The 23,133-nt window shown below is 72.4% G+C and carries 20 protein-coding genes, 2 tRNA genes and 1 pseudogene; 21 read left to right on the top strand and 2 right to left on the bottom strand.

The features are described from left to right. Positions 1 to 168 precede the first annotated feature (168 nt). The 7 genes from IE207_RS03335 (at position 169) to IE207_RS03305 (ending at position 7,330) form a co-directional block, all read left to right on the top strand. Positions 169 to 1,167: a glycosyltransferase family 2 protein gene (locus IE207_RS03335; RefSeq protein ID WP_229873280.1), complete on the top strand. Its 999-nt coding sequence runs from the start codon at positions 169 to 171 to the stop codon at positions 1,165 to 1,167. Beyond that, a complete protein-coding gene (locus IE207_RS03330) occupies positions 1,164 to 1,661 on the top strand; it encodes a GtrA family protein (RefSeq protein WP_229873278.1) in 498 nt (165 codons plus the stop codon). Before IE207_RS03335 ends, IE207_RS03330 begins: the two co-directional genes overlap by 4 nt. A gap of 78 nt (positions 1,662 to 1,739) precedes the next feature. Next, on the top strand, positions 1,740 to 2,867 hold the full coding sequence (gene proB / locus IE207_RS03325; protein WP_190182446.1) for a glutamate 5-kinase: 1,128 nt from the start codon (positions 1,740 to 1,742) through the stop codon (positions 2,865 to 2,867). 96 nt (positions 2,868 to 2,963) lie between these two features. Further along, a complete protein-coding gene (locus tag IE207_RS03320; protein WP_308433545.1) occupies positions 2,964 to 3,374 on the top strand; it encodes a DUF8830 family protein in 411 nt (136 codons plus the stop codon). A 762-nt stretch (positions 3,375 to 4,136) separates the two neighbouring features. Continuing rightward, on the top strand, positions 4,137 to 5,411 hold the full coding sequence (locus IE207_RS03315) for a glutamate-5-semialdehyde dehydrogenase (RefSeq protein ID WP_373304659.1): 1,275 nt from the start codon (positions 4,137 to 4,139) through the stop codon (positions 5,409 to 5,411). Positions 5,412 to 5,488: 77 nt separating this feature from the next. Continuing rightward, positions 5,489 to 6,067, top strand: coding sequence for an SCO2584 family spore wall biosynthesis protein (locus IE207_RS03310; RefSeq protein WP_190182445.1), 579 nt, complete (start codon positions 5,489 to 5,491; stop codon positions 6,065 to 6,067). 81 nt (positions 6,068 to 6,148) lie between these two features. After that, complete coding sequence (locus IE207_RS03305) at positions 6,149 to 7,330, top strand: SCO2583 family membrane protein (protein WP_190182444.1); 1,182 nt, start codon at positions 6,149 to 6,151, stop codon at positions 7,328 to 7,330. On the opposite strand, the gene IE207_RS03300 is transcribed toward IE207_RS03305, so the two are convergent. Then, the gene (locus IE207_RS03300) at positions 7,317 to 8,438 is read right to left on the bottom strand and encodes a M48 family metallopeptidase (RefSeq protein WP_190182443.1); all 1,122 of its coding nucleotides are present in this window, start codon (positions 8,436 to 8,438) and stop codon (positions 7,317 to 7,319) included. The two genes, IE207_RS03305 and IE207_RS03300, sit on opposite strands and share 14 nt — an antisense overlap. A 138-nt stretch (positions 8,439 to 8,576) precedes the next feature. Between IE207_RS03300 and IE207_RS03295 the strand changes: the two genes are divergently transcribed. The 14 genes and pseudogenes from IE207_RS03295 (at position 8,577) to IE207_RS03230 (ending at position 22,824) form a co-directional block, all read left to right on the top strand. Continuing rightward, positions 8,577 to 8,744: a hypothetical protein gene (locus tag IE207_RS03295; RefSeq protein ID WP_190182442.1), complete on the top strand. Its 168-nt coding sequence runs from the start codon at positions 8,577 to 8,579 to the stop codon at positions 8,742 to 8,744. 98 nt (positions 8,745 to 8,842) lie between these two features. Beyond that, positions 8,843 to 9,460 carry a nicotinate-nucleotide adenylyltransferase gene (gene nadD / locus IE207_RS03290; RefSeq protein WP_190182441.1) on the top strand — a complete coding sequence of 206 codons (618 nt, stop codon included), beginning with the start codon at positions 8,843 to 8,845 and terminating at the stop codon, positions 9,458 to 9,460. A 29-nt stretch (positions 9,461 to 9,489) separates the two neighbouring features. Beyond that, positions 9,490 to 11,166 carry an LCP family protein gene (locus tag IE207_RS03285; protein ID WP_190182440.1) on the top strand — a complete coding sequence of 559 codons (1,677 nt, stop codon included), beginning with the start codon at positions 9,490 to 9,492 and terminating at the stop codon, positions 11,164 to 11,166. Positions 11,167 to 11,295: 129 nt separating this feature from the next. Continuing rightward, positions 11,296 to 11,742, top strand: coding sequence for a ribosome silencing factor (gene rsfS, locus IE207_RS03280; RefSeq protein WP_136215683.1), 447 nt, complete (start codon positions 11,296 to 11,298; stop codon positions 11,740 to 11,742). 86 nt (positions 11,743 to 11,828) lie between these two features. Then, positions 11,829 to 12,449 carry a histidine phosphatase family protein gene (locus tag IE207_RS03275; RefSeq protein WP_190182770.1) on the top strand — a complete coding sequence of 207 codons (621 nt, stop codon included), beginning with the start codon at positions 11,829 to 11,831 and terminating at the stop codon, positions 12,447 to 12,449. Between the two features lie 156 nt (positions 12,450 to 12,605). Next, a tRNA-Ala gene (locus tag IE207_RS03270) sits at positions 12,606 to 12,678 on the top strand. A gap of 143 nt (positions 12,679 to 12,821) precedes the next feature. After that, the gene (locus IE207_RS03265; RefSeq protein WP_136215681.1) at positions 12,822 to 13,055 is read left to right on the top strand and encodes a hypothetical protein; all 234 of its coding nucleotides are present in this window, start codon (positions 12,822 to 12,824) and stop codon (positions 13,053 to 13,055) included. Positions 13,056 to 13,195: 140 nt separating this feature from the next. Next, positions 13,196 to 13,268 (top strand) — tRNA-Ala (locus IE207_RS03260). Positions 13,269 to 13,525: 257 nt separating this feature from the next. Beyond that, on the top strand, positions 13,526 to 16,411 hold the full coding sequence (gene leuS / locus IE207_RS03255; protein WP_190182439.1) for a leucine--tRNA ligase: 2,886 nt from the start codon (positions 13,526 to 13,528) through the stop codon (positions 16,409 to 16,411). 130 nt (positions 16,412 to 16,541) lie between these two features. Next, positions 16,542 to 17,276 (top strand): hypothetical protein, encoded by a 735-nt coding sequence (locus tag IE207_RS03250; protein WP_190182438.1) that lies wholly within the window; start codon positions 16,542 to 16,544, stop codon positions 17,274 to 17,276. A gap of 209 nt (positions 17,277 to 17,485) precedes the next feature. Further along, a complete protein-coding gene (locus IE207_RS03245; protein WP_190182437.1) occupies positions 17,486 to 18,331 on the top strand; it encodes a DegV family protein in 846 nt (281 codons plus the stop codon). Positions 18,332 to 18,441: 110 nt separating this feature from the next. Beyond that, positions 18,442 to 19,437: a ComEA family DNA-binding protein gene (locus tag IE207_RS03240; RefSeq protein ID WP_190182436.1), complete on the top strand. Its 996-nt coding sequence runs from the start codon at positions 18,442 to 18,444 to the stop codon at positions 19,435 to 19,437. A gap of 23 nt (positions 19,438 to 19,460) precedes the next feature. Continuing rightward, positions 19,461 to 21,818, top strand: a pseudogene (locus IE207_RS03235) (ComEC/Rec2 family competence protein); the annotation flags it as partial. Positions 21,819 to 21,942: 124 nt separating this feature from the next. Beyond that, positions 21,943 to 22,824, top strand: coding sequence for a YceI family protein (locus IE207_RS03230; RefSeq protein WP_190182435.1), 882 nt, complete (start codon positions 21,943 to 21,945; stop codon positions 22,822 to 22,824). 23 nt (positions 22,825 to 22,847) lie between these two features. On the opposite strand, the gene IE207_RS03225 is transcribed toward IE207_RS03230, so the two are convergent. After that, complete coding sequence (locus IE207_RS03225; protein WP_190182434.1) at positions 22,848 to 23,090, bottom strand: hypothetical protein; 243 nt, start codon at positions 23,088 to 23,090, stop codon at positions 22,848 to 22,850. Positions 23,091 to 23,133: the final 43 nt, after the last annotated feature.

Genomic DNA, 23,133 nt, shown 5'->3' with positions numbered 1-23,133 from the left:
TCCAATCCGCCCCCGGACTCCGTCCGAGGGGACCCCCCGCCCGTCAAAGCTACCGTGTGTCACGCGAGACTCCGGCAGGCCGACCCAGCCGTGCATACTTCTGAGGAAGTGGTGTGTGGCGGGTCCGGTCGCCGACAATCACCCGTTCGGACCCAGCAGGAAGTGTTCATGACCAAGCTGTCGGTAGTTGTCCCTTGCTACAACGAAGAAGCCGTCATCGACAGCTTCGACGCCGAGATCCGCAGGGTCCTGGACGCACTGCCCGTCACCTATGAGGTTTGTTACGTCGACGACGGGAGCCGTGACGGCACCCTGGAGAAGCTCCGCAAGATCGCCGCGGAGCACGGCGAGCAGACCCGCTACGTCTCGTTCAGCCGGAACTTCGGCAAGGAGGCCGGCATGCTCGCCGGCCTGCGCGAGGCGACCGGCGACGCCGTGGTGATCATGGACGCCGACCTCCAGCACCCGCCCGAGCTGATCGCCACCATGCTCGACTACCACCGCCAGGGGCACGACCAGATCATCGCTCGGCGCACCCGCGAGGGGGACAAGAAGGTCCGCTCCGCGCTCAGCCGGCTCTACTACCGCGGCGTCAACCGCTGGGTCGACGTCGAGCTCACCGACGGTGTCGGCGACTTCCGGCTGCTCTCCCGCCAGGCCGTCGACGCCCTGCTGTCGCTGCCGGAGTACAACCGCTTCTCCAAGGGGCTCTTCTCCTGGATCGGCTTCGACACCGTCCACTTCGACTACCGCAACGCGCAGCGCGAGGCCGGCGAGACGAAGTGGAAGTTCGGCTCGCTGCTGAACTACGCCATGGACGGGCTGATCTCCTTCAACAACCGGCCGCTGCGGATCGGCATCTGGCTCGGCGTGTCCCTCGTCGGCCTCACCGGGCTCTACGCGTTGTGGATCACGGTGATGGCGATCACCCACGGCGTCGAGTCCCCCGGGTACGTCACCCTCGTCGCGCTCATCACGGGCCTCGGCGGCGTACAGATGATCATGCTGGGGCTGATCGGCGAGTACATCGGCCGCATCTACTACGAGACCAAGCGCAGGCCCCACTTCCTGGTCAAGGAGGCGCACGGCGCGGGGCGCGACGGTACCGCCCGAGCCGCGGACGCCGACGCCACCGAGGCCGCGATCGTGGAGCGCAGCCGAGGATGACGGCCGACGACACCCCCGGCAACGGCGACAGCAGCGGCGGCGGCCGCGACAGCAGCGGCAGCGGCCGCAGCAGCCGGCGCGAGCAGTTCGGGCAGATCCTGCGCTTCGGCCTCGTGGGCGGGGTGAACACCTGCACCTTCTTCGGCATCTACCTGCTCCTGCACCCGTGGATGCCGTACTTCGCCGCCTACACCCTGGCCTTCCTGCTCTCGATGGTCGGCTCGTTCTTCATGAACACCTACTTCACCTACCGCACCCGGCCGACCTGGAAGAAGTTCGCGCTCTTCCCGCTCACCAACGTCACCAACTACGTGATCCAGTCGGCCGGGCTCTACGCCCTCGTCACCTGGGCCGGAATGGACACCCGGATCGCGCCGCTGGTCGCGGCCGTCGTGGCGATCCCGTTCACCTTCCTGCTCTCCCGCAAGATCCTCGTCCCCGGCGCGGTCCGCGCGGCTGCGCAGGAGCCCGCCCGGAGCCGGTCCACGCTCTGAAACCGCCGCGCGGCCCCGTCCGGCCACCCCGTAGATTGAGGGCGCAAGGATCAGGCAGGCAAGGGGCAAGGGGAAGACGTGTCAGCGGCTAGGCAGAGCGTCGTGGACGCCCGCAGGATCGTGGTCAAGGTCGGCTCCTCCTCGCTGACCACCGCGGCGGGCGGCCTCGACGCCGACCGGGTGGACGCGCTGGTCGACGTACTGGCCAAGGCCCGCAGCGGCGGCGAGAAGGAGATAGTGCTCGTCTCCTCCGGCGCCATCGCCGCCGGGCTCTCCCCCCTCGGACTGCGCCGCCGCCCCAAGGACCTGGCGCGCCAGCAGGCCGCCGCCAGCGTCGGACAGGGTCTGCTCGTCGCCCGGTACACCGCCTCCTTCGCCAGGTACGGCATCCGCGTCGGCCAAGTGCTGCTGACCAGTGACGACACCAGCCGGCGGGCGCACTACCGCAACGCCTACCGGACCCTGGACCAGCTCCTGGTCATGGGGGCGCTGCCCGTCGTCAACGAGAACGACACCGTGGCCACGGACGAGATCCGCTTCGGCGACAACGACCGGCTGGCGGCCCTCGTCGCCCACCTCGTCCGCGCCGACCTGCTGGTCCTGCTGTCCGACGTCGACGGCCTCTACGACGGGGACCCGTCGCTGCCCGGCACCACCCGCGTCGTGGAAGTACGCGGCCCCGAGGACATCGCCCACGTCTCGATCGGCAGCGCTGGCAAGGCGGGCGTCGGCACCGGCGGCATGGTCACCAAGGTCGAGGCCGCCCGGATCGCGGCGGCCGCCGGGATCCCGGTCGTCCTGACCTCCGCCAGCCAGGCCGCGGACGCCCTCGCCGGGCGCGGCACGGGCACCCTCTTCCACGCGACGGGCCGCCGCTCGGCGGACCGCCTGCTGTGGCTCCAGCACGCCTCGACTCCGCAAGGGCACCTCGTACTCGACGACGGCGCGGTGCGCGCGGTCACCGAGCGCGGCAGCTCGCTGCTGCCCGCCGGAATCGCGGCGGTGGAAGGGGAGTTCGTCGCCGGGGACCCCGTGGAGCTGCGGTCGGCGGACGGCCGGGCGGTGGCCCGGGGCCTGGTCAACTTCGACGCCAAGGAACTCCCGAGGCTGCTGGGGCGATCCACCCGCGAGCTCGCGCGAGAGCTCGGACCCGCGTACGAGCGGGAGGTCGTCCACCGGGACGATCTGGTGCTGCTGGAGGGCTGAGGTTCGGTAAAACCGCCGCACGGCAGGCCAAGGACTGGTCAACTGTGAGAGGCAGACGGACACGCGGGGTGTGGTGGAGCAGACAGGAGGCGGCTGGTGAGACGAGCGCTGACCAGCGTCGGCACCGGGGACGGTGACGGCGGCGGAGGCGGGGACGAGGGCGACACCTCCCGCCTCTGGCACGTGACCCTGAGCGTCTCCGGCAAGCCGGCCCCGCTGTGCGAGGTGCGTCGCGGGCTGGAGCAGCTCGCGCATGATCACCCGTTTCTGCTGACCAGCCGGTATGCCGATGACCATGCGGAGATCCGGTACTGGGAGGAGGCCCGCGACCTCCACGACGCGGCGGCCGTCGCCCTGCGGCTGTGGGGCGAGCACCGCTCGTCGGCGCGGCTGCCACCGTGGGAGATCGTCGGCCTGGAGGTCATCGACCGCTCGACCTACCACCAGCGCGTGGCGGAAGGCTACGGTCCGCCCCCGGCCCACCCGGTCGGCGTGCACCCTTACTGAACGCGCCCCTCGCACGGCTCGGCCCCGGCGGGCCTCCCCGGCTCCGGGCCGCTGTGCCGGATTCCGTCCGTCGTTTCGCCAGCCGGGGGTTCTGGGCTGCCTGCCCAGGGGGGCAGTTCCGCCGACCCCCGCTTGAGGCCCGGCGCCGGCGGGCGGGGCGTTCGTCTGCGGCTCGGGGCATTTCCGGCCCCGTCGGCGTTTGAGGCGCGGGGTCCGGGGCGGAGTCCCGGATGGCCGCCGGGCAGGGCTGTGGCTTACGGCCCGGTGGGGCTTCGCCCGAGCAGTCGGCCCCGCCGGCGTTTGAGGCGCGGGGTCCGGGGCGGAGTCCCGGATGGCCGCCGGGCAGGGCTGTGGCTTACGGCCCGGTAGGGCTTCGCCCGAGCAGTCGGCCCCGCCGGCGTTCGAGGCGCGGGGTCCGGGGCGGAGTCCGGATGGCCGCCCGGCAGGGCTGTGGCTTACGGCCCGGTAGGGCTTCGCCCGAGCAGTCGGCCCCGCCGGCGTTCGAGGCGCGGGGTCCGGGGCGGAGTCCCGGGAAACGGTGAAAGGGCGGGGCGGGGAGAAAGCCGGCGCAGCGCCCCCGGCCCCGCCGTGTCCGGGCCCGGAGGCCAGGGCCGACCGGTGGCTCCCCCGGGGAGAACCGGCGCGGGATCACGGCCCCGCCCCGGGCCGCGGGTCCGGCCCCGTTCCGCCCGGCAGGGCAGGGGTGTCTTACGGGGTGGAACCCCCGTGGGCGGCGGGCGGGCGGGGATTACCCTGGGCCGCATGACCTCGTACGACGCCCCCAGCACCGTCACCGCCACCGCGCAAGCCGCCAGGACCGCCGCCGCGGCCATCGCCCCGCTGCCGCGGTCCGCCAAGGACACCGCCCTCCTGGCCGTCGCGGACGCGCTGGAGGCCCGTACGTCCGAGATCGTCGAGGCCAACGCGGTCGACACCGCCAAGGCCGCCGCAGCCGGCACCAGCGAGACCGTCATCGACCGCCTCACCCTCACCCCCGACCGCGTCCGCGCCATCGCCTCCGACGTCCGCGACGTCGCCGCCCTCCCCGACCCCGTCGGCGAGGTCGTCCGCGGCTCGACCCTCCCCAACGGCATCGACCTGCGCCAGATCCGCGTCCCGCTCGGCGTCGTCGGCATCATCTACGAGGCCCGCCCCAACGTCACCGTCGACGCCGCCGCCCTCTGCCTCAAGTCCGGCAACGCCGTTCTCCTGCGCGGCAGTTCCTCCGCCTACGCCTCGAACACCGCCCTCGTCGGGATCCTGCGCGACGCCGTCGTCTCCGCCGGCCTGCCCGCGGACGCGATCCAGCTCGTGCCCGGCGAGTCCCGCGACTCCGTCCGCGAGCTGATGCGCGCCCGCGGCCTCGTCGACGTCCTCATCCCGCGCGGCGGCGCCTCGCTCATCAAGACCGTGGTCGAGGAGTCCATCGTCCCGGTCATCGAGACCGGCACCGGCAACTGCCACGTCTACGTCGACGCCCAGGCCGACCTCGCCATGGCCGTGGACATCCTCGTCAACTCCAAGGCCCAGCGGCCCTCCGTCTGCAACTCCGCCGAGACGCTCCTGGTCCACCGGGACATCGCCGCCGCCTTCCTGCCCCTGGCCCTGGACGCCCTCGCGGACGCCGGCGTCACCGTCCACGGCGACGGCGAGGTGCTCTCGTACGCCGAGGGCACCAAGGTGACCGCACTGCCCGCCACCGACGAGGACTGGGCCGCCGAGTACCTCTCCTACGACATCGCGGCCGCCGTCGTGGACTCCCTCGACGACGCCGTCACCCACATCCGCCGCTGGACCTCCGGGCACACCGAGGCGATCGTCACCACTTCGCAGGCCGCCGCCCGCCGCTTCACCCAGCTGGTCGACTCGACCACGGTCGCCGTGAACGCCTCCACCCGGTTCACCGACGGTGGTCAGTTCGGCTTCGGCGCGGAGATCGGCATCTCCACCCAGAAGCTGCACGCCCGCGGCCCGATGGGCCTTCCCGAGCTGACCTCCACCAAGTACATCGTCACCGGCGACGGTCACGTCCGGTAGCCGCCCGCCGCACGCGGTGTGGCCGGATTTCCGCTCACACCCTGCCCAAAGCAGCCCCCCAGGTCTACGCTGTCCCCGTGCCGGACGACGTGGGGGGCAAGCCGTTCCCGGACGACGGTGAGCCCGACGACGACCGCGGAGGCGCGGATCAGGACTTCGCCTCCGTGGTGTTCGACGAGGCCTTCGTCCGGAACGCCGAGATTCACGAACCGAGCGCGGCCGAGCGCCAGCGCGCCGCCGACCGGGCCCGCGCCGAGGCCGCCGAGGCCGCGCGCGTGGCCGGGGGCCGGAGCAGCGAAGACGACTACGAGGGCTACGAGGGCTACGACGGCTACGGGTACGGCCCTCCCGGGCTCTACGGCCTCGACGAGCCCGGCTGGGAGCACGGCGGCTACGGCCACGGGTACCCGGACGGCGGCCCCTACGGCATCTACGGGGGCCGCCTGCGGCCCTACCGAGGACGCTCGCCGTGGCTCCGTCCGGTCGCCTGGGTGCTGGCCGTCGTCATGGGACTCGGCATGGTCGCCCTGGCGTTCAGCGCGGTGTACCGAAGCGCCGAAGCCGACTCGGACCCCGCCCCGGCCCCGGCCAGTACCCCGCTGCGCGAAGTCACCGGCGCGGGTGCGTTTACGTACCCCGTCGGCCGCCAACCCTGAAAGTACGACCCCTTGAGCACGACCCCACTCGCGTGACCGGAGCCGGGGGCTTCTCTACAGCGGGGACAGCGGGGAGAAGCGATGGCCGTTCCAGGAGATCCACCCAACGGCACCCCCGACGGCATCGGCGGGGGCGATGACGACTTCCGGGCGGACGAGTACCGGTCCGTCGTGTTCGACGAGGACTTCGTGCGCGCTGCCAGGCTCCAGGAGTACTCCGCCGAGGAACGCATGGGCGAGCACGCCCGGGCCGTACGCAGCCGCTCCCTCTGGTCGGCCGGCGGCCCCGGGCACCGCACCGGGAACCCCGGCAGGGGCGCCCGGCAGGGCATGCTGCTCGTGCTGCTCATCGCCACGGCCTTCGCGGCCGCCGTGTACATGGGCCTGCGCAACCCGTACGTCCCCACGCCCCAGGGCGACGCCCAGCCCCTCGGCAGCGTCGTCGTCCCGCTCGCGCCGACCGTCCCCGTGCCCGGCGGACGCCCCGCCGACCTGTACGCGAACAGCCCCGCGGCGCAGTACGCCGTGGGGGCGGCGGGGATCAGCCTGCCCGCCGTGCGCCGCACCCCGCACTTCAGCGAGAGCCAGATCGTCGCGGCGCTGTCCATCGCGAAGGACTACCTGGTGCAGTCCTCGCTGGACCCGGACGTCCTGGCCGGCACCGCCTCCCGGCCCGTACGGGTCCTGCTCGACCCGGGGCAGCAGTCGCAGTTCGACCAGAGCATGACCTCACCCTCCGGGGACGGCCGGCACGCCGCCACCGGGTGGCTGGTCCGCTTCGCCCCGGACACCGCCGCCATCGTCGATGCACACGTACGGGTGAACGGCACCCTCGGTTTCGAGGAGGTCACCCCCGACGCGCTGGAGGTGACCACCGACCACACCTTCGTCTACGCGGTCCGCCCGGCCACCGGCTCCCCGGCCGCCGCCGACGGGGCGTCGCTCTTCACCGTCCGGCGCGAGCTGCGGCTGCGCTTCGACCGCGCGGACCTCGTGGCCCGGCGCACGGAACTGCTCTCGGCCTACGTGATGGCCGGACCGGAGGACTGCGCCACCGACCCGGCGGCCGGTTTCCGCCCGCTGCTGGCCGGGGCGGCACCCACCACCGTCGGGCCGCCGGCCAGCGACCCGTACGCCAGCGGCCAGCCGAGGCGCACGGCCGGGCTGTGCGGCGTACTGGCGGCGCCCACACCCCCGGACGCCTCCGGCGCGACCCCGCCCGACCGCCAGAACCCGCCCGACGGCGCGGCTACTGCTCCGTAGCCCTGCCCTTGCCGCCCGCGCCGCCCTGGGCGCCCTTCCCGTCCCGGTCGGCGCCGCCCGCCTGCGGACCGCCGTTGGTGCTGGACCCCGAGCCGGTGAACACGTCACGCAGCTTGCCGCCGAGGTCGCCCGCACCGCCGGCTATGTCGCCGACCAGCTTCATCAGCGGATCCTTGCTGCTGCGCACGGAGTCGGCGTAGTGCGAGGCGGACTCCCGGAAGGAGTCGCCCACCGAGGTGTCCTTGTCCTCGTCCCGCCGCGGGTAGTGGCCGTCCATGATCCGCTGGTAGTCCCGGCTCTGCGACCACTTCTTGAGCTCGGCCGCGCGCACCGTGGTGAAGGGATGCGTACGCGGCAGCATGTTGAGGATCTTCAACACGGAGTCGCGCAGGTCACCGCTCTCCTCGTACTCCTCGGCCTGTGCCAGGAAGGCGTCCACGTTCATCTCGTGCAAGTGGTGACCGCCGGCCAGCTTCATCAGCCCGCGCATCGAGGCGTGCACGTCCTGTCCCGCCAGCAGCCCGGCCCGGTCCGCCGACAGTTCCGACTTGCGGAACCACTCGCGCAGCGCGGTGACGATGGCCGTGATCGCCACATTGCCCAGCGGGATCCAGGCCACCTTGAGCGCCAGGTTCGTCAGGAACAGCAGGACCGTGCGGTACACGGCGTGCCCGGACAGCGCGTGGCCCACCTCGTGGCCGACCACCGCCCGCATCTCCTCCTCGTCGAGCAGATCGATCAGGCCCGTCGTCACCACGATGATCGGCTCGTCCAGCCCGATGCACATCGCGTTCGGCTTCGGATCCTGCTGCACGTACATCTGCGGGACCTGGTCCAAGTCCAGGACGTAGCAGGCGTCGAGCAGCATCCCGTGCAGGTGGGGGAACTGCGTCTCGCCGACCCGGACCGAATCCGACAGGAACAGCAGGCGCAGGCTCCGCTCCGGCAGCAGCCCGCTGAGGGCCTTGAACACGGTGTCGAACCCGCTGAGGTTGCGCAGCGCGACCAGCGCCGAGCGGTCCGCCGGATGCTCGTACGCCCGCGATGAGATGCCGGGGAACCTCCTGCGGTTCCGCGCCGGTACCTTCTCGGGTCCGGTGTTCGTCATGGCGCCCTCCCCCTGGATAGACCTGTGTGCTCGCGTCCATCCTCTCCAACGCCTGAGTCGGCGTGAGGGTGCCCGGGGGCCCCGCATACGATGTGAGGGAAGTCTCCGCTCCCTCCCGACTCGATAGGTACCTGCCTGATGAGCCTCTCCACCACCACCCACAACCTGGTCGTTCTCGCCTCGGAGGGTGCCGAGCAGCACGGCGGCAACCACGACAGCCTGAGCCCGTACCTCACCGGCGGCGGCGCCTTCTGCGTGCTGCTGCTCCTGCTGTGGGTGACCACGCGCCTCAACCGCGACCGCTAGACCCGTTGTCCGAGCGCACCGCCCGGCCGCCCGAGCCCTCGGGCACTCGCTCGAATGCGGGTCCGGGACGCGCCACCGGGCCAGTAGGCTCTGCGCTCATGGGAGAGCAGGGAACGCCTACCGGCCCGGTCAAGCGCCGCCTCGGCGTGATGGGCGGGACATTCGATCCGATCCACCACGGACACCTCGTGGCCGCCAGCGAGGTGGCCGCCCTCTTCCACCTCGACGAGGTGGTGTTCGTACCGACCGGACAGCCGTGGCAGAAGTCGCACAGTGTCGTGTCACCGGCCGAGGACCGCTACCTCATGACGGTCATCGCGACGGCCTCGAACCCCCAGTTCTCGGTGAGCCGCATCGACATCGACCGCGGCGGACCGACGTACACCATCGACACCCTGCGGGACCTGAGCGCCCTCAACCACGACTCGGACCTGTTCTTCATCACCGGTGCCGACGCCCTCGCCCAGATCCTGACCTGGCGCAACGCCGAGGAGCTGTTCGCCCTCGCGCACTTCATCGGAGTGACCCGGCCGGGCCACGTGCTCACCGACGACGGGCTGCCCGAGGGCGGTGTCTCCCTGGTCGAGGTGCCCGCGCTGGCGATCTCGTCCACCGACTGCCGGGCGCGCGTCGCGCAGGGCGATCCCGTCTGGTATTTGGTGCCGGACGGTGTCGTGCGCTACATCGACAAGCGTGAGCTGTACCGAGGAGCCTGAGCTTCCGGTTCAGCAGAGAGGGGCCCGCGGTGAACGACCGACAGGATCCGTACGACCCGTACGCCGCCCAGGAGCAGCAGCTCATCGGCTACGACCAGTACGGTCGGCCGGTGTACGGGCCGGCGCCCGCCCAGGCCCCCGCGCCCGCGTACGAGCAGCCGTACGGCTACGGCGGCCAGGGCTACGAACAGGGCTACGACCGCCAGGCCCACGCCGCCCCGCAGCCGCCCGCCCAGGAGCACGGCACCCGGTACGGCCAGGAGCAGTACGCCCCCGGCTACGGGTACGGCACGCAGCAGGCCCAGCAGTGGATCCCCCAGCAGCAGGCCCCGCAGGAGCCGGCCCCCCAGCGGCAGCCCGCACCGCAGCCGGACCCGGATCCACGGCCGGCCCCCCAGGTCCCCGAGCCGCGCCGGGCCGCCTCCGAGCCCGGGCCCGAGGCCGGCCGGGACTACCGCACCGAGATGTTCGCCTTCATCGACCAGCCGGACGAGGAGTCCGAGGACGTCATCGACTGGCTCGCCTTCACCGAGAGCCGTACCGAGCGCCGCGAGGAGGCCCGCCGCCGCGGCCGCAACCGGATCGTGGCGCTGGTCGTCGTCCTCGCCCTGTTCGTCGTGGGCGGCGCCGGTTACCTCTGGTACGCCGGCAAGCTGCCCTTCCTCGACGGACCGGGCGGTCAGAAGAAGACCGCCGCCGCCCCGGGGGCGCAGAAGCGCGACATGATCGTCGTCCACGTGCTCAACACGAAGAAGGGCGGCTCCTCCACGGTGCTGCTCGTCGACAACGTGACCACGAAGCAGGGCGCCACCGTCCTGCTGCCGAACACCTTGAACGTCCCCAAGGACGACGGCACCGGCCAGCCCCTGTCCAAGTCGGTCGAGGACGGCGGCACCGGCACCCGCGAGTCCCTCGACTCGGTCCTCGGCACCCGCATCGGCGGCACCTGGCGTCTGGACACGCCCTTCCTGGAGCGGCTCGTCGAACTGGTCGGCGGCATCGAGGCCGACACCGACACCGCCGTCCCGGCCGACGACCAGGCCAAGACCCCGGCCGTGTCCCAGGGCGCCAAGCAGAGCCTGACCGGCGCGATGGCCGTCGCGTACGCCACGTACCGCGCCCAGGGCGAGCCGGAGACCAAGCAGCTGGAGCGGCTCGGCAAGGTGCTGTACGCCGTCCTGCGCAAGATCCCCGGAGACCCGAAGGCGGCGGCGGTGACCGTCGAGAGCATGGGCCAGATCCTGGACCCGGCGCTGAACGCGCAGAACCTGGGGGCGCTGCTGTCGCGGATCGGGGAGCACGCGAAGACGGGCGCCTACCGCACCGAGGTGCTCCCGGTGAAGCCGGACGGCACCCTCGGAGACGGCGCGGGCAAGAAGGCCGTCGACGAGATCCTCGGCGGCTCCGCGGCAGCGGTCCCCGGGGCCGCTGCCCGGATCGGCCTCAAGGACGCCACCGGGGACGAGAAGACGCAGCTCGCGGCGAAGGCGGCGCTGCTGAACGGCGGCTACACCCTCGTGGAGGGCGGCAAGGCCGACAAGAGCGCGGCGCTGTCGCAGATCACCTACCAGGACGAGACGCAGCGGGCCAAGGCGATCGAGGTGGCCAAGACGCTGGGGCTGCCGGAGACGGCCGTCAAGAAGGCCCAGAGCACGGTGAACGCGGACGTCGTGGTGGTCCTGGGCAAGGACTACAAGGCGTCCTGAGCTGCCGAGACCTCGGGCCGGCGGACCGCTGAGCTGTGATTTCGCCCGCGCGGAACGTTCCGCGCGGGCGGTGTCGGCGGTACATGAGACCCTTGAGAGGATCTGCCCGCCAACCCGAAAGCATGGCCAGTGACCGCCACGGACCGCTCCATCGAGCTCATCACCGCCGCCGCCCAGGCCGCGGCCGACCGGCTCGCGCACGACATCATCGCGTACGACGTCAGCGACGTGCTGTCGATCACCGACGCCTTCCTCCTCGCCTCCGCGCCCAACGACCGCCAGGTCAAGTCGATCGTGGACGAGATCGAAGAGCGCCTGCTCAAGGAACTCGGCGCCAAGCCGGTGCGCCGCGAGGGCGACCGCGACGCCCGCTGGATCCTGCTCGACTACGTCGACATCGTCGTGCACGTCCAGCACAGCGAGGAGCGGGTCTTCTACGCGCTGGAGCGCCTGTGGAAGGACTGCCCCGAGATCGAGCTCCCCGAGGACGCCAAGCTCACCATCGGCAAGGCCGAGGAGCACGCGAAGCTGCGCGAGGCGCAGGGCGACGACGAACTGGACGGTGATCTGTTCTGAGCACGACCGACACGGGTACGACCGGTACGGCCGCCTCCACCGCACCGGCCGCATCGGACGGCAAGGACGGTCGCAGCGGCCGGAAGATCGTCCTTTGGCGGCACGGCCAGACCTCCTGGAACCTGGAGCGCCGCTTCCAGGGCTCCACGGACATAGAGCTGACCGAGACCGGTGTGGCGCAGGCGCGCCGCGCCGCCCGGCTGCTCGCGTCGATGAAGCCGGACGCCATCATCGCCTCCGACCTGCGCCGCGCCTCGAACACGGCCGCCGAGCTGGCCGCCCTCACCGGCCTCGCGGTGGAGCACGACGAGGCGCTGCGCGAGACGTACGCGGGCGAGTGGCAGGGGCTCACGCACGAGGAGATCCTCCACAAGTACGGCGAGCAGTACGCCGCGTGGAAGCGCGGCGAGCCCGTGCGGCGCGGTGGCGGCGAGCTGGAGACCGAGGTCGCCGACCGGGCCGCGCCGGTGGTGCTGCGCCACGCCGACCTGCTGCCGGAGGGCGGCACGCTGGTGGTGGTCAGCCACGGCGGGACGATCCGTACGACCATCGGCCGTCTGCTGGGACTGGAACCGTCCTCCTGGGAGAGCCTCGGCGGGCTCACCAACTGCTGCTGGTCGGTCCTCGGCGAGGGCGCGCGCGGCTGGCGCCTCATGGAGCACAACGCCGGCACGCTGCCGGAGCCGGTGCTCGGCGACGACGACTGAGCACGTCGATGCGGGGCCACGGCCCACGTCGGTGAGGGCCCACGGCGAACGCCGGTGAGGGCCCACGGCCGGATTTCACTTTCCGGCTGGTCACAGGCTAGAGTTCTTCTTGTTCGCAGCGCGGAACGCCGGAAACGGGGGAGCGCGGTGAAGAGCGGGGCTATAGCTCAGTTGGTAGAGCGCCTGCATGGCATGCAGGAGGTCAGGAGTTCAATTCTCCTTAGCTCCACAATCGGTATCCCGTCCCCAACAGGGGGCGGGATACTTGCGTTTGTTCCTTTTGTGCTTGCTGACCGGGCCCGTACCGGCATGGCAGAATCGGACCGCCGGAGGGGGACACGACGGCCCGACGCGGGAGGGAGTCGCTGACGGATGGGTGCACACCGGCGGCGGTGCGACTGGTGCAACAACGGCACGCCGATCGTGCGGGACATGGAGCCGGTCAACCCCGACTACCAGTACTGGTGCGAGGAATGCGCGCGGGCGCTGATCATAAAGGGCGACCCCATCGAGACCTACCGCGAGCTGGAGGGCGAGCCGATCTACGGCCGACTGCTCGACGAGCACTGCACGCTCAAGCGGTTCTACCAGTTCGCCAAGGCGTGATGAAACGGACTTAGCGGTACATGTCGGTCATGGCTCCGGAGGTGCGGAAACCGATTTTTGGACCAGGGCCATGACCGTGTAATGTTTGGGACGTCGCCAAGGGGAACCGGCAAGGGAAACCGAAGCGGCGGGCAACACGAGGGGCTATAGCTCAGTTGGTAGAGCGCCTGCATGGCATGCAGGAGGTCAGGAGTTCAATTCTCCTTAGCTCCACAAGTTCCACAGTGAAGAAGCGGGCCACCCGGATCGGGTGGCCCGCTTCTCGTTGTGCGGAACGCCCGAGCGGGCGTCGGGGCCGCTGCGGTACCCTGACGCCATGCGTGCCGTACGCCTTCTGCTTACCGAGCCGCGCTGATCAGTACCGACCCTTCGAGACGGTCGGCATCGGCGCGGCGTCCCCTCCTGTGCGAGGGGTTTTTTCGTTTGGGCAGGCAGAGACGGCAGAGACGATCGATGGAGCTTCAGAAATCATGAGCGAGACGAACACCCCGGCCCCCGAGGCGGCCGAGGCGCACCGCTACACGGCTGCCATGGCCGCCGACATCGAGGCACGCTGGCAGGACGTATGGGACGCGGAGGGCACCTACGAGGCCCCGAACCCGACCGGTGACCTGGCCGGGACCGACCCCGCGAAGACCGCGGCGCTCGTCGCGCGGCCCAGCAAGTTCATCATGGACATGTTCCCGTACCCCTCCGGTGCGGGCCTGCACGTCGGCCACCCGCTCGGATACATCGCCACGGACGTCTTCGCCCGCCACCAGCGGATGACCGGCCACAACGTCCTGCACACCCTGGGCTTCGACGCCTTCGGCCTGCCGGCCGAGCAGTACGCCGTGCAGACCGGCACGCACCCGCGCGTGTCCACCGAAGCCAACATCGAGAACATGAAGGTCCAGCTGCGCCGGCTGGGCCTGGGCCACGACAAGCGCCGCTCGTTCGCGACGATCGACCCGGACTACTACAAGTGGACGCAGTGGATCTTCCTGCAGATCTACAACTCCTGGTACGACGCCGACGCGAAGAAGGCCCGCCCGATCGCCGAGCTGGTCGCCGCCTTCGAGGACGGCTCCCGCGAGGTCCCCGGAGGCCGTGCCTGGGCGGAGCTGAGCGCGGCTGAACGAGCGGACGTGCTGAACGAGTACCGGCTGGCCTACGCCTCGGACGCGCCCGTGAACTGGTGCCCGGGGCTGGGCACCGTACTGGCGAACGAGGAGGTCACCGCCGACGGCCGTTCGGAGCGCGGCAACTTCCCCGTCTTCAAGGCGAAGCTGAGCCAGTGGAACATGCGGATCACGGCCTACGCCGACCGCCTGCTGGACGACCTGGACGCACTGGACTGGCCCGAGGCCATCAAGCTCCAGCAGCGCAACTGGATCGGTCGCAGCGAAGGCGCCCGCGTGGACTTCCCCGTCGGCACCGACGCGATCACCGTCTTCACCACCCGCCCCGACACCCTGTTCGGCGCCACCTACATGGTGCTGGCGCCCGAGCATGAGCTGGTCGAGAAGATCGTCCCGGCCGCGTGGCCCGAGGGCACCCACCAGGTGTGGACGGGCGGCGCCGCGACCCCCCGCGAGGCGGTGGACGCGTACCGCAAGCAGGCAGCGGCCAAGTCGGACGTCGAGCGGCAGGCCGAGGCCAAGGACAAGACCGGCGTCTTCACCGGCGCGTACGCCACCAACCCGGTCAGCGGCGACCAGGTCCCCGTCTTCATCGCCGACTACGTCCTGATGGGCTACGGCACCGGCGCGATCATGGCCGTTCCGGCGCACGACAGCCGCGACTTCGAGTTCGCCCGCGCCTTCGAGCTGCCGATGCGCTGCGTCGTGGAGCCCTCCGACGACCGCGACGCCGACCCGGCCGAGTGGGACGACGCGTTCTCCTCCTACGACGGCACGATCGTCAACTCGACCGGCGAGGGCATCTCGCTGGACGGCCTGGGCGTCGTCGACGCGAAGGCCCGCATCACCGACTGGCTGGCCGAGCGCGGCATCGGTGAAGGCACCGTCAACTTCCGCCTGCGCGACTGGCTGTTCAGCCGCCAGCGCTACTGGGGCGAGCCCTTCCCGATCGTCTACGACGAAGACGGCGTCGCGCACCCGCTGCCCGAGTCGATGCTGCCGCTGGAGCTGCCGGAGGTCGAGGACTACTCGCCGCGCACCTTCGAGCCCGACGACGCCGCGTCGAAGCCCGAGACCCCCCTGTCGCGCAACGAGGAATGGGTCGAGGTAGAGCTGGACCTGGGCCGCGGCGAGGGCGTCAAGCGCTACCGCCGCGAGACCAACACCATGCCCAACTGGGCCGGCTCCTGCTGGTACGAGCTGCGCTACCTGGACCCGCACAACGAATCGGCGCTGGTCGACCCGGCCGTCGAGCGGTACTGGATGGGCCCGCGCGAGGGCGCCCCGCACGGCGGTGTCGACCTGTACGTGGGCGGCGCCGAGCACGCGGTGCTGCACCTGCTGTACGCGCGCTTCTGGTCCAAGGTGCTGTTCGACCTGGGCCACGTCTCGTCCGCCGAGCCGTTCCACAAGCTGTTCAACCAGGGCATGATCCAGGCGTACGCGTACACCGACGCGCGCGGCGTGTACGTGCCCGCGGCCGAGGTCGAGGAGCGTGACGGCGGCTACTTCTACCAGGGCGAGCCGGTCAAGCGAGAGCACGGCAAGATGGGCAAGTCCCTCAAGAACGCCGTCACGCCGGACGAGATCTGCGAGGAGTACGGCGCCGACACGCTGCGCCTGTACGAGATGGCGATGGGCCCGCTGGACGTGTCGCGTCCGTGGGACACGCGGGCCGTGGTCGGCCAGTACCGGCTGCTGCAGCGCCTGTGGCGCAACATCGTGGACGAGGAGACGGGCGCGGTGACCGTCGTCGACGCCGAGCCCGCCGAGGACACCCTGCGCGCGCTGCACAAGGCCATCGACGGGGCCGGCGCGGACCTGGCGGGGCTGCGCTTCAACACCGCCATCGCGAAGATCACCGAGCTGAACAACTTCCTGACGAAGGCCGGCCGGCCGCTGGAGCGCTCGGTCGCCGAGCGGCTGGTGCTGCTCGTCGCCCCGCTGGCGCCGCACATCGCGGAGGAGCTGTGGCACCGGCTGGGACACAGCGACTCGGTGGTCCACCAGGACTTCCCGGTCGCGGACCCTGCGTACGTGGTGGACGAGAGCGTGACGTGCGTCGTCCAGGTCAAGGGCAAGGTCAAGGCCCGCCTGGAGGTGCCGCCCACGGTCTCCGAGGGTGACCTGGAGCGACTGGCGCTGGCCGACGAGGCGGTCGTGGCGGCGCTGGGCGGGGCGGAGATCCGCAAGGTGATCGTGCGCGCGCCGAAGCTCGTGAACATCGTCATCTGAGGGTCGGCGGCCTGATCCACCGGATCTAGGGGTCTTCCCGTACGGGCAGGTTGGGGGTTCGAAGGGAACCCCCGACCTGCCCGTTGCGTTTACGGTGGAGGGGACGGAATAAGCAGGGGAAGGGAGCCTCATGGAGGCGGGCGCGTTGGTCATCTTTGCCCTGTTGGTGCTGTTCGCGTTCTTGGGGCTGGGCGTGTGGGCCACGGTGAAGGCGGTCGGCGCGGCCAAGCGCGGCGTGGACCGGACGATCACGCAGGCCCGGCGGACGGTGGAGGACACGACCCTCAGGGCCAGGAGCCTCGGCCAGGTGGGGGTCACGGCGGGGCTGGCGCAGCTGCGGCTCGACCTGCGGACTTCGATGAGGGCGACGCAACAGGCGCTGTACCAGGGCGTCCAGACGGACGGCTCGCTGAGGGAGTCGATCGGCCTCTTCGAGCGGCTGAGCGAACACGGGCACGAGCTCGACGCCGAGCTGAAGCGGCTGGAGCAGGAGCCGGACCGCAAGCGGATCGCCGCGGCCCTGCCCGATCTGCGGGCACGCACGCGCAAGATCACGGAGTCGGCGGACTCCTTGCGGTGGGCGGCGCGGGAACGCGCCCGGCGGTTCGCGGAGGACGACCTGTCCGCGCTGTCGGCGCAGATCGAGGTGGAGTCGGGTGCGCTGCGTGACTGGTCGCGGGAGTCGGTGGAGGACCTGACGGCGGCCGCCGCCTCCCGGGAGGCGACCGAGCCGGCCGAGCCGGAGCGCCGGGCGGACGGCCCGACCGAGCCCGCCCCCGCGGCTCTGAACCCGGCCACCCGGGCGCCGCGTCACCCCTGGGAGAAGACGCCGGGGAAGACGCCGAGGCCGGAGACGACGGCCTGAGAGTGGGAAGACCTGCCCGGCAGGCCATGCAGGCCATGCAGGCCATGCAGGCGGGGCAGGCGGGGCAGGCGGGGCAGGCGTAAGGGCGGCGGGTCGGCGGTCACGGGTGGGGTTCGCGCGGGACGGTCCCGGTCGGCGGGCAGAGGCCAGAGGCCCTGGTGAGGGGCTCGTGCTGCCGGAGGGGGGTCGCTGGCGGTAACCTCCCGCTCATGTCCCGCCATGTCGCGATCGTCACCGATTCCACGGCCTATCTGCCCCAACCGGCGATGGCGCGGCATCGGATCACCGCTGTCCCCCTGACCGTGGTGCTCGGCGACGAGGCGCTCGAAGAGGGCACTGAGATCTCGGCCCGCAGCCTCGCGCTCGCCCTGCAAAAGCGCCGCTCGGTCACCACCTCCCGCCCCAGCCCCGAGGATTTCGCCAGGGCCTACCAGGCCGCCGCCGACGCCGGCGCGACCGGCATCGTCAGCCTCCACCTCTCCGCCGAGTTCTCCGGGACCTGCGACGCCGCCGTGGTCGCCGCGAAGACCGCCCCCGTCCCCGTCCGGGTCGTGGACACCGGCATGGTGGCCATGGCCCTGGGCTTCTGCGCGCTCGCCGCCGCCGAGGTGGTGGAGACCGGCGGTTCGGTCGACGAGGCGGTGGCGGCCGCGGAGAAGCGGGCCTCCGACATGTCGGCGTACTTCTACGTCGACACCCTCGACTACCTCCGACGCGGCGGCCGCATCGGAGCCGCGCAGGCACTTCTCGGCTCGGCGCTCGCCGTCAAGCCGCTGCTCACGCTCGACGGCGGCCGGATCGAGATGCTGGAGAAGGTGCGTACGGCGTCCAGGGCCATCGCCCGCCTGGAAGAGCTGGCCGTCGAACGAGCGGGCTCGGGCAGCGTTGACATCGCCGTGCACCACCTCGCGGCGCCGGAGCGGGCCGAGAAGCTCGCGCAACGGCTCCGGGAGCGGATCCCCGGGCTGGTCGAGCTGCACGTCAGCGAGGTCGGCGCGGTCATCGGCGCGCACACCGGCCCGGGTCTGCTGGCGGCCGTCGTCTCGCCGCGCTGACCGGCCGGCGGGTCACCGGAACGGGTGGCGGGGTTATCCACAACGGCTGGGACATCCACCGGAATTGAGGCTTCCGAACGAGGATCGGAAGGGGCCCCTACCGTCGTGGCATGACTCTACGAACGCGTACTTCGCCCCCTTCTCGAGCCGACGGCACCAGTGGCCCCGGCCGTCAACCCCGGTCCGACGGACGGTTCCGTGACCGTCGGCGGCAGCCGTACCCCGATCCCGTGACGGTGCGGCGCCGGGCCGAAGCCATCTTGACGGCGCCGCCGCCCGATCCCGTGCCCGACTCCGATCCCGTGCCTGACTCCGATCCCGTGCCTGACTCCGACCCCGTGCCCGACTCCGATCCCGGGGTTCGGGGCCGTGACCCCGGGGTCCGCGTCCGCGAGCCCGAAGTGCCGGTGCGGGTGCCCGACGCGGTGGCGGTTCCGCCGGAGCGGCGGGGCGCGCGGTGGCTTGCGGTGCGGGAGCGGCTTCCCGTGTGGCTCCAGGCGCGGTGCGGGGTGGAGCCGCGGACGGTCGCGGCGCTCTCGGTGGTGCTGGTCGCGGCGGTGGGCTTCGCGGCCCAGCAGTACTGGTCGGCGCGGCCGGGGCCGGTGACCGCGCCGGCCGTGGTCGCGCCCGCTTCGCTGCCCGCCCCGGCACCCGCGCCGCCGGCCCCGGCCCCCACCGGAGCCAACCGGGTCGTGGTGGACGTCAGCGGCAAGGTCCGCGAGCCGGGGGTGCGGACGCTGCCCGCCGGTGCGCGGGTGGAGGACGCCCTGGCCGCCGCCGGAGGAGTGCGGCCGGGCACCGACATGACCGGGCTGAACCGGGCCCGGGTGCTGGTGGACGGCGAACAGGTGGTGGTGGGCGCGCCCGCGCAGCCCCCGGCGGGGGGTGGCGGACCGGGTCCCGGGTCCGGTGGCGGCCCGCTCAGCCTGGGCAGCGCCACCGTCGCGCAGCTCGACGGGTTGCCCGGGGTCGGTCCGGTGCTCGCGCAGCACATCATCGACTTCCGCACCGCGCGGGGCGGTTTCCGTTCCGTGGAGGAACTCCGGCAGGTCAACGGCATCGGCGAACGCCGCTTCTCCGACCTGCGCAAGCTGGTGCGGCCGTGAACCGCCCCGAGGGGACCGGGCCGATGGACCTGCGGCTCGCCGGGCCGGCCCTGGCCGCGTGGGCGGCGGCCGCCGTCTGCCTGGACGTGCCGGCCGCGTGGACCGGCGCCGGGGTGGGCGTGGCGGTGGTGGCGGCGGGGCTGTTGCTGCTGGCCGGCTGCCGCAGGCCCGGCCCGCTGTGGAGGGTGGGTACGGTCGTTGCCGCCGCATTGCTCTGCGCGGGCGCCGGTGCCGGGGTGGCCGGGCTCCAGCGTGCGCAGGCCCGCGACGGTCCCGTTCTCGGGCTGGCCGGGGAGCACGCCCGGGTCCTGGCGGAGCTCACCGTCGGCTCCGATCCCCGGTCCGTGGCGGGCCGGGGCGGGCCGCCGATGGTGATGCTGGACGCGGTGGTGACCCGGGTGACCGGCCCCGACGGGGTGCGGGCCGCAGTCGAGACGCCGGTGCGGGTGCTGGCCGGGCACCCGGCGTGGGCGGGGCTACAGCCCTCCATGCGGGTCGAGGTGGTGGGGCGGCTGTCCCCCGGCCGGGGTGGGGAGCGGGCGGTGGCTCTGCTCCGTCCGGCCGGGAACGCGCCGCCGAGGGTGACGCACGGCCCGGACGGGGTGCAGCGCCTCGCTGGAACCCTGCGGGCCGGGCTGCGGGAGGCGACGCGGGGGCTGCCGCCCGACGCCCGGGCGCTGCTGCCGGGCCTGGTGGTCGGCGATGTGTCGCGGGTCCCGCCCGATCTGCACGACGCTTTCCGCGCCACCGACCTGCTGCACCTGCTGGCGGTGTCCGGCTCCAACCTCACCGTGGTGCTGTTCCTGCTCATCGGGCCTCCGGCTGCCGCCCAGCACGCCGAGCGGCGTGGGCTGGCCCCGCGCCTGGGGCTGTCGCTGCGGGCGACGGCCCTGTGCGGCGCCGCGCTGACGCTCGCCTTCGTGGTGGTGTGCCGGCCCGAACCCAGCGTGCTGCGGGCCGCCGCCTGCGGGGCGATCACCTTGCTGGCCCTGGCCACGGGTCGGCGCAGGTCCCTGGTGCCCGCTCTGGCCGCGGCCGTTCTGCTGCTGGTGCTGTACGACCCGTGGCTGGCCCGCAGTACCGGGTTCCTGCTCTCCGTGCTGGCCACCGGGGCGCTGCTCACGTTGGCACCGCGGTGGGGCGAGGCCCTGCGGCGGCGGGGCGTGCGGCAGGGGCTCGCCGATGCGCTGGGGGCCGCCGCGGCCGCCCAGGCGGTGTGCGCCCCGGTGGTCGCGGTGCTCTCCGCCCGGGTGAGCCTGGTTGCGGTGCCGTGCAACCTGCTGGCCGAACTCGCGGCGGGTCCGGCCACGGTGCTCGGCTTCGCCACGCTCGCGGTGGCTCCGCTGTGCATGCCGGCGGCGGAACTCCTCGCCTGGTGTGCGGGGGTGCCGGCCGGGTGGATCGCGGGGGTGGCCCGCGCCGGGGCGGGGCTGCCCGGGGCGGAGCTGGCGTGGCCCGACGGGTGGGTGGGCGGTGCGCTGCTGGCCGCCGTCACGGCCGGTGTGGTCGGCCTGTGCGTCCGGTGGGGGCGCAGGTGGTGGTTCTGCTCCGCCCTGGCCCTGGCGCTGCTCGCGGCCGTACTCAGGCCGCCGCTGCTCGTTCGTACATTCAAAGGATGGCCGCCGCCCGGTTGGAGTTACGTCCAGTGCGCGGTGGGGCAGGGGGACGCGGCCGTCCTCGCCGTGGGACCGGGCACGGCGGTGGTCGTGGACGCGGGACCGGAGGCCGGGCCGGTGGACGCGTGTCTGCGGAGCCTGGGGGTGCGGAGGATCCCGTTGCTCGTGCTGACGCACTTCCACGCCGATCACGTGGGCGGCCTCGCCGGGGTGCTGCGGGGCCGGGCCGTGGGGGCGATCCAGACGACGACGCTGGAGGAACCGGCGGGCCAGGCCGAGTTCGTCCGGCGCACGGCCGCCGGCGCCGGGGTGCCGGTCATGGCCGCCGTCGCGGGCGAGCGGCGCCGGACCGGGCCACTGGAGTGGCGGGTGCTGTGGCCGCCGCCCGCCGGCCCGCCGACGGACGGGCCGAACGACGCGAGCGTCACCCTGCTGGTGCGAACCTCCGGCCTGACCCTGCTCCTCCTCGGTGACCTCGAACCACTCGCCCAGCAGGCCCTGTTGCGGGATCATCCGGAACTGGCGCCCGTGGACGTGCTGAAAGTCGCCCACCACGGCTCCGCGCACCAGGACCCCGCGCTCCAGGCCCGGGTCCGGCCACGCATCGCGCTCGTCCCGGTCGGCGCCGGCAACCGGTACGGACATCCCGCGCCCGCTACGCTCGCCGGGCTGCGGGCGATGGGCACGGTCGTCCTACGCACCGACACGGACGGCAGCGTGGCCGTCGCGGGAAGCGGCCCCGGGCTACGGGCGTTTCCGGCCGGACGGCGACGCAAACGACGCGGGCATACCGGGCGCGTCCCTTCTGTTTGCCCACAACCCGGCAGCATGATCGAATGCGTTTTCGCCAGCACGGTCCAAGTCCACACCGCACGGGGGTGCATCAACCATGTTCGGACGCCGACGGGGGATGGAGACGGGCGGCAGCGCCGCCTCCCATACGGCCGCGACACTGACGCTGCCACCGACGGCCCGGTTGCTCAGTTGCCGGGTGCTCGACACGGTGCACCAGCCGGTGCGCCAGGCGAAGTTCGAAGTCACCGACCCGATAGGCCGCCGGGTCGTCAGCGGGGAGACCGACCCGTACGGCGGGTTCAACGCGGCCGTACCGGAGGGGGAGTACCGGCTCTCCGTCACCGCCGAGGGCTACGCGCCGTTCCACGGGGCGACGCTGGTCGGGGACCCTGCGCAGCACGGCACCGCGGAGATCGTCCTCGACGCGGTGGAGCCGCCGCGGCTGCCCGCGCCCGGACACTGGGAAATCGACCCGACGCACTCCTCGATCGCCTTCACCGCCCGTCACATCGGCTTCGCCCGGATCCACGGCCGGTTCACCACGTTCGCCGGCGGGGTACGGATAGCCGAGCGGATGGAGGACTCCTCCATGCGCGTGATCATCGACGCCGGGAGCATCGACACCGGGCTGCGGATGCGGGACGACCACCTGCGCTCCGCCGACTTCCTGGATGCGGCGCGCCACCCCACGGTCGAGTTCTACAGCGAGCGCTTCATCCACCGCGGTGGCAGCCGCTGGGCCGTCGCGGGCGCCCTGACCCTCCACGGCGTCAGCCGCTCGGTGACCCTGGACACCCAGTACATGGGTACCGGTACGGGCCTCCAGGGCGAACCGCGGGCCGTGTGCCGGGCGACCACCGCACTGAACCGCGAGGACTTCGCGCTGAACTGGCAGTCGGTGCTGGCCCAGGGGGTCGCGGCGATCGGCGCGAGCGTCGAGGTGGAGCTGGACGTCCAGATCGTCCACAAGGCCTGAGGAGGCGGGCGCGGGCGCGGGGATCAGGGGGCTTCCAGCCACCCTTCGTAGACGGAGGCGAGGTCGTCCAGCTCGGCGGAGTCGAGCTTGTCCCGCGGGTCCTCGATGACCACCAGCCACTGGGCGTCCTCCGCGTCGTCCTCGCCGGCGAGGGCGTCGCGCACCAGTTGGGGCTCCTCGGGCAGGCCGAAGCGGTCGACGATCTCGGTCGCCACCTCCTCGGCGGCGTCGCGGTCGGGCAGGACCAGTACATGTCGCACGTTCACCCGGCCATTGTCCGGGACGGGGCCGCGGCCGGGGAGCGGGGGA

The organism is Streptomyces cirratus, assembly GCF_014650775.1.
GTDB classification, from domain to species: domain Bacteria; phylum Actinomycetota; class Actinomycetes; order Streptomycetales; family Streptomycetaceae; genus Streptomyces; species Streptomyces cirratus.
The sequence above is the reverse complement of the archived record's forward strand: the minus strand, read 5'-3'. Positions and strand labels throughout refer to the sequence as shown.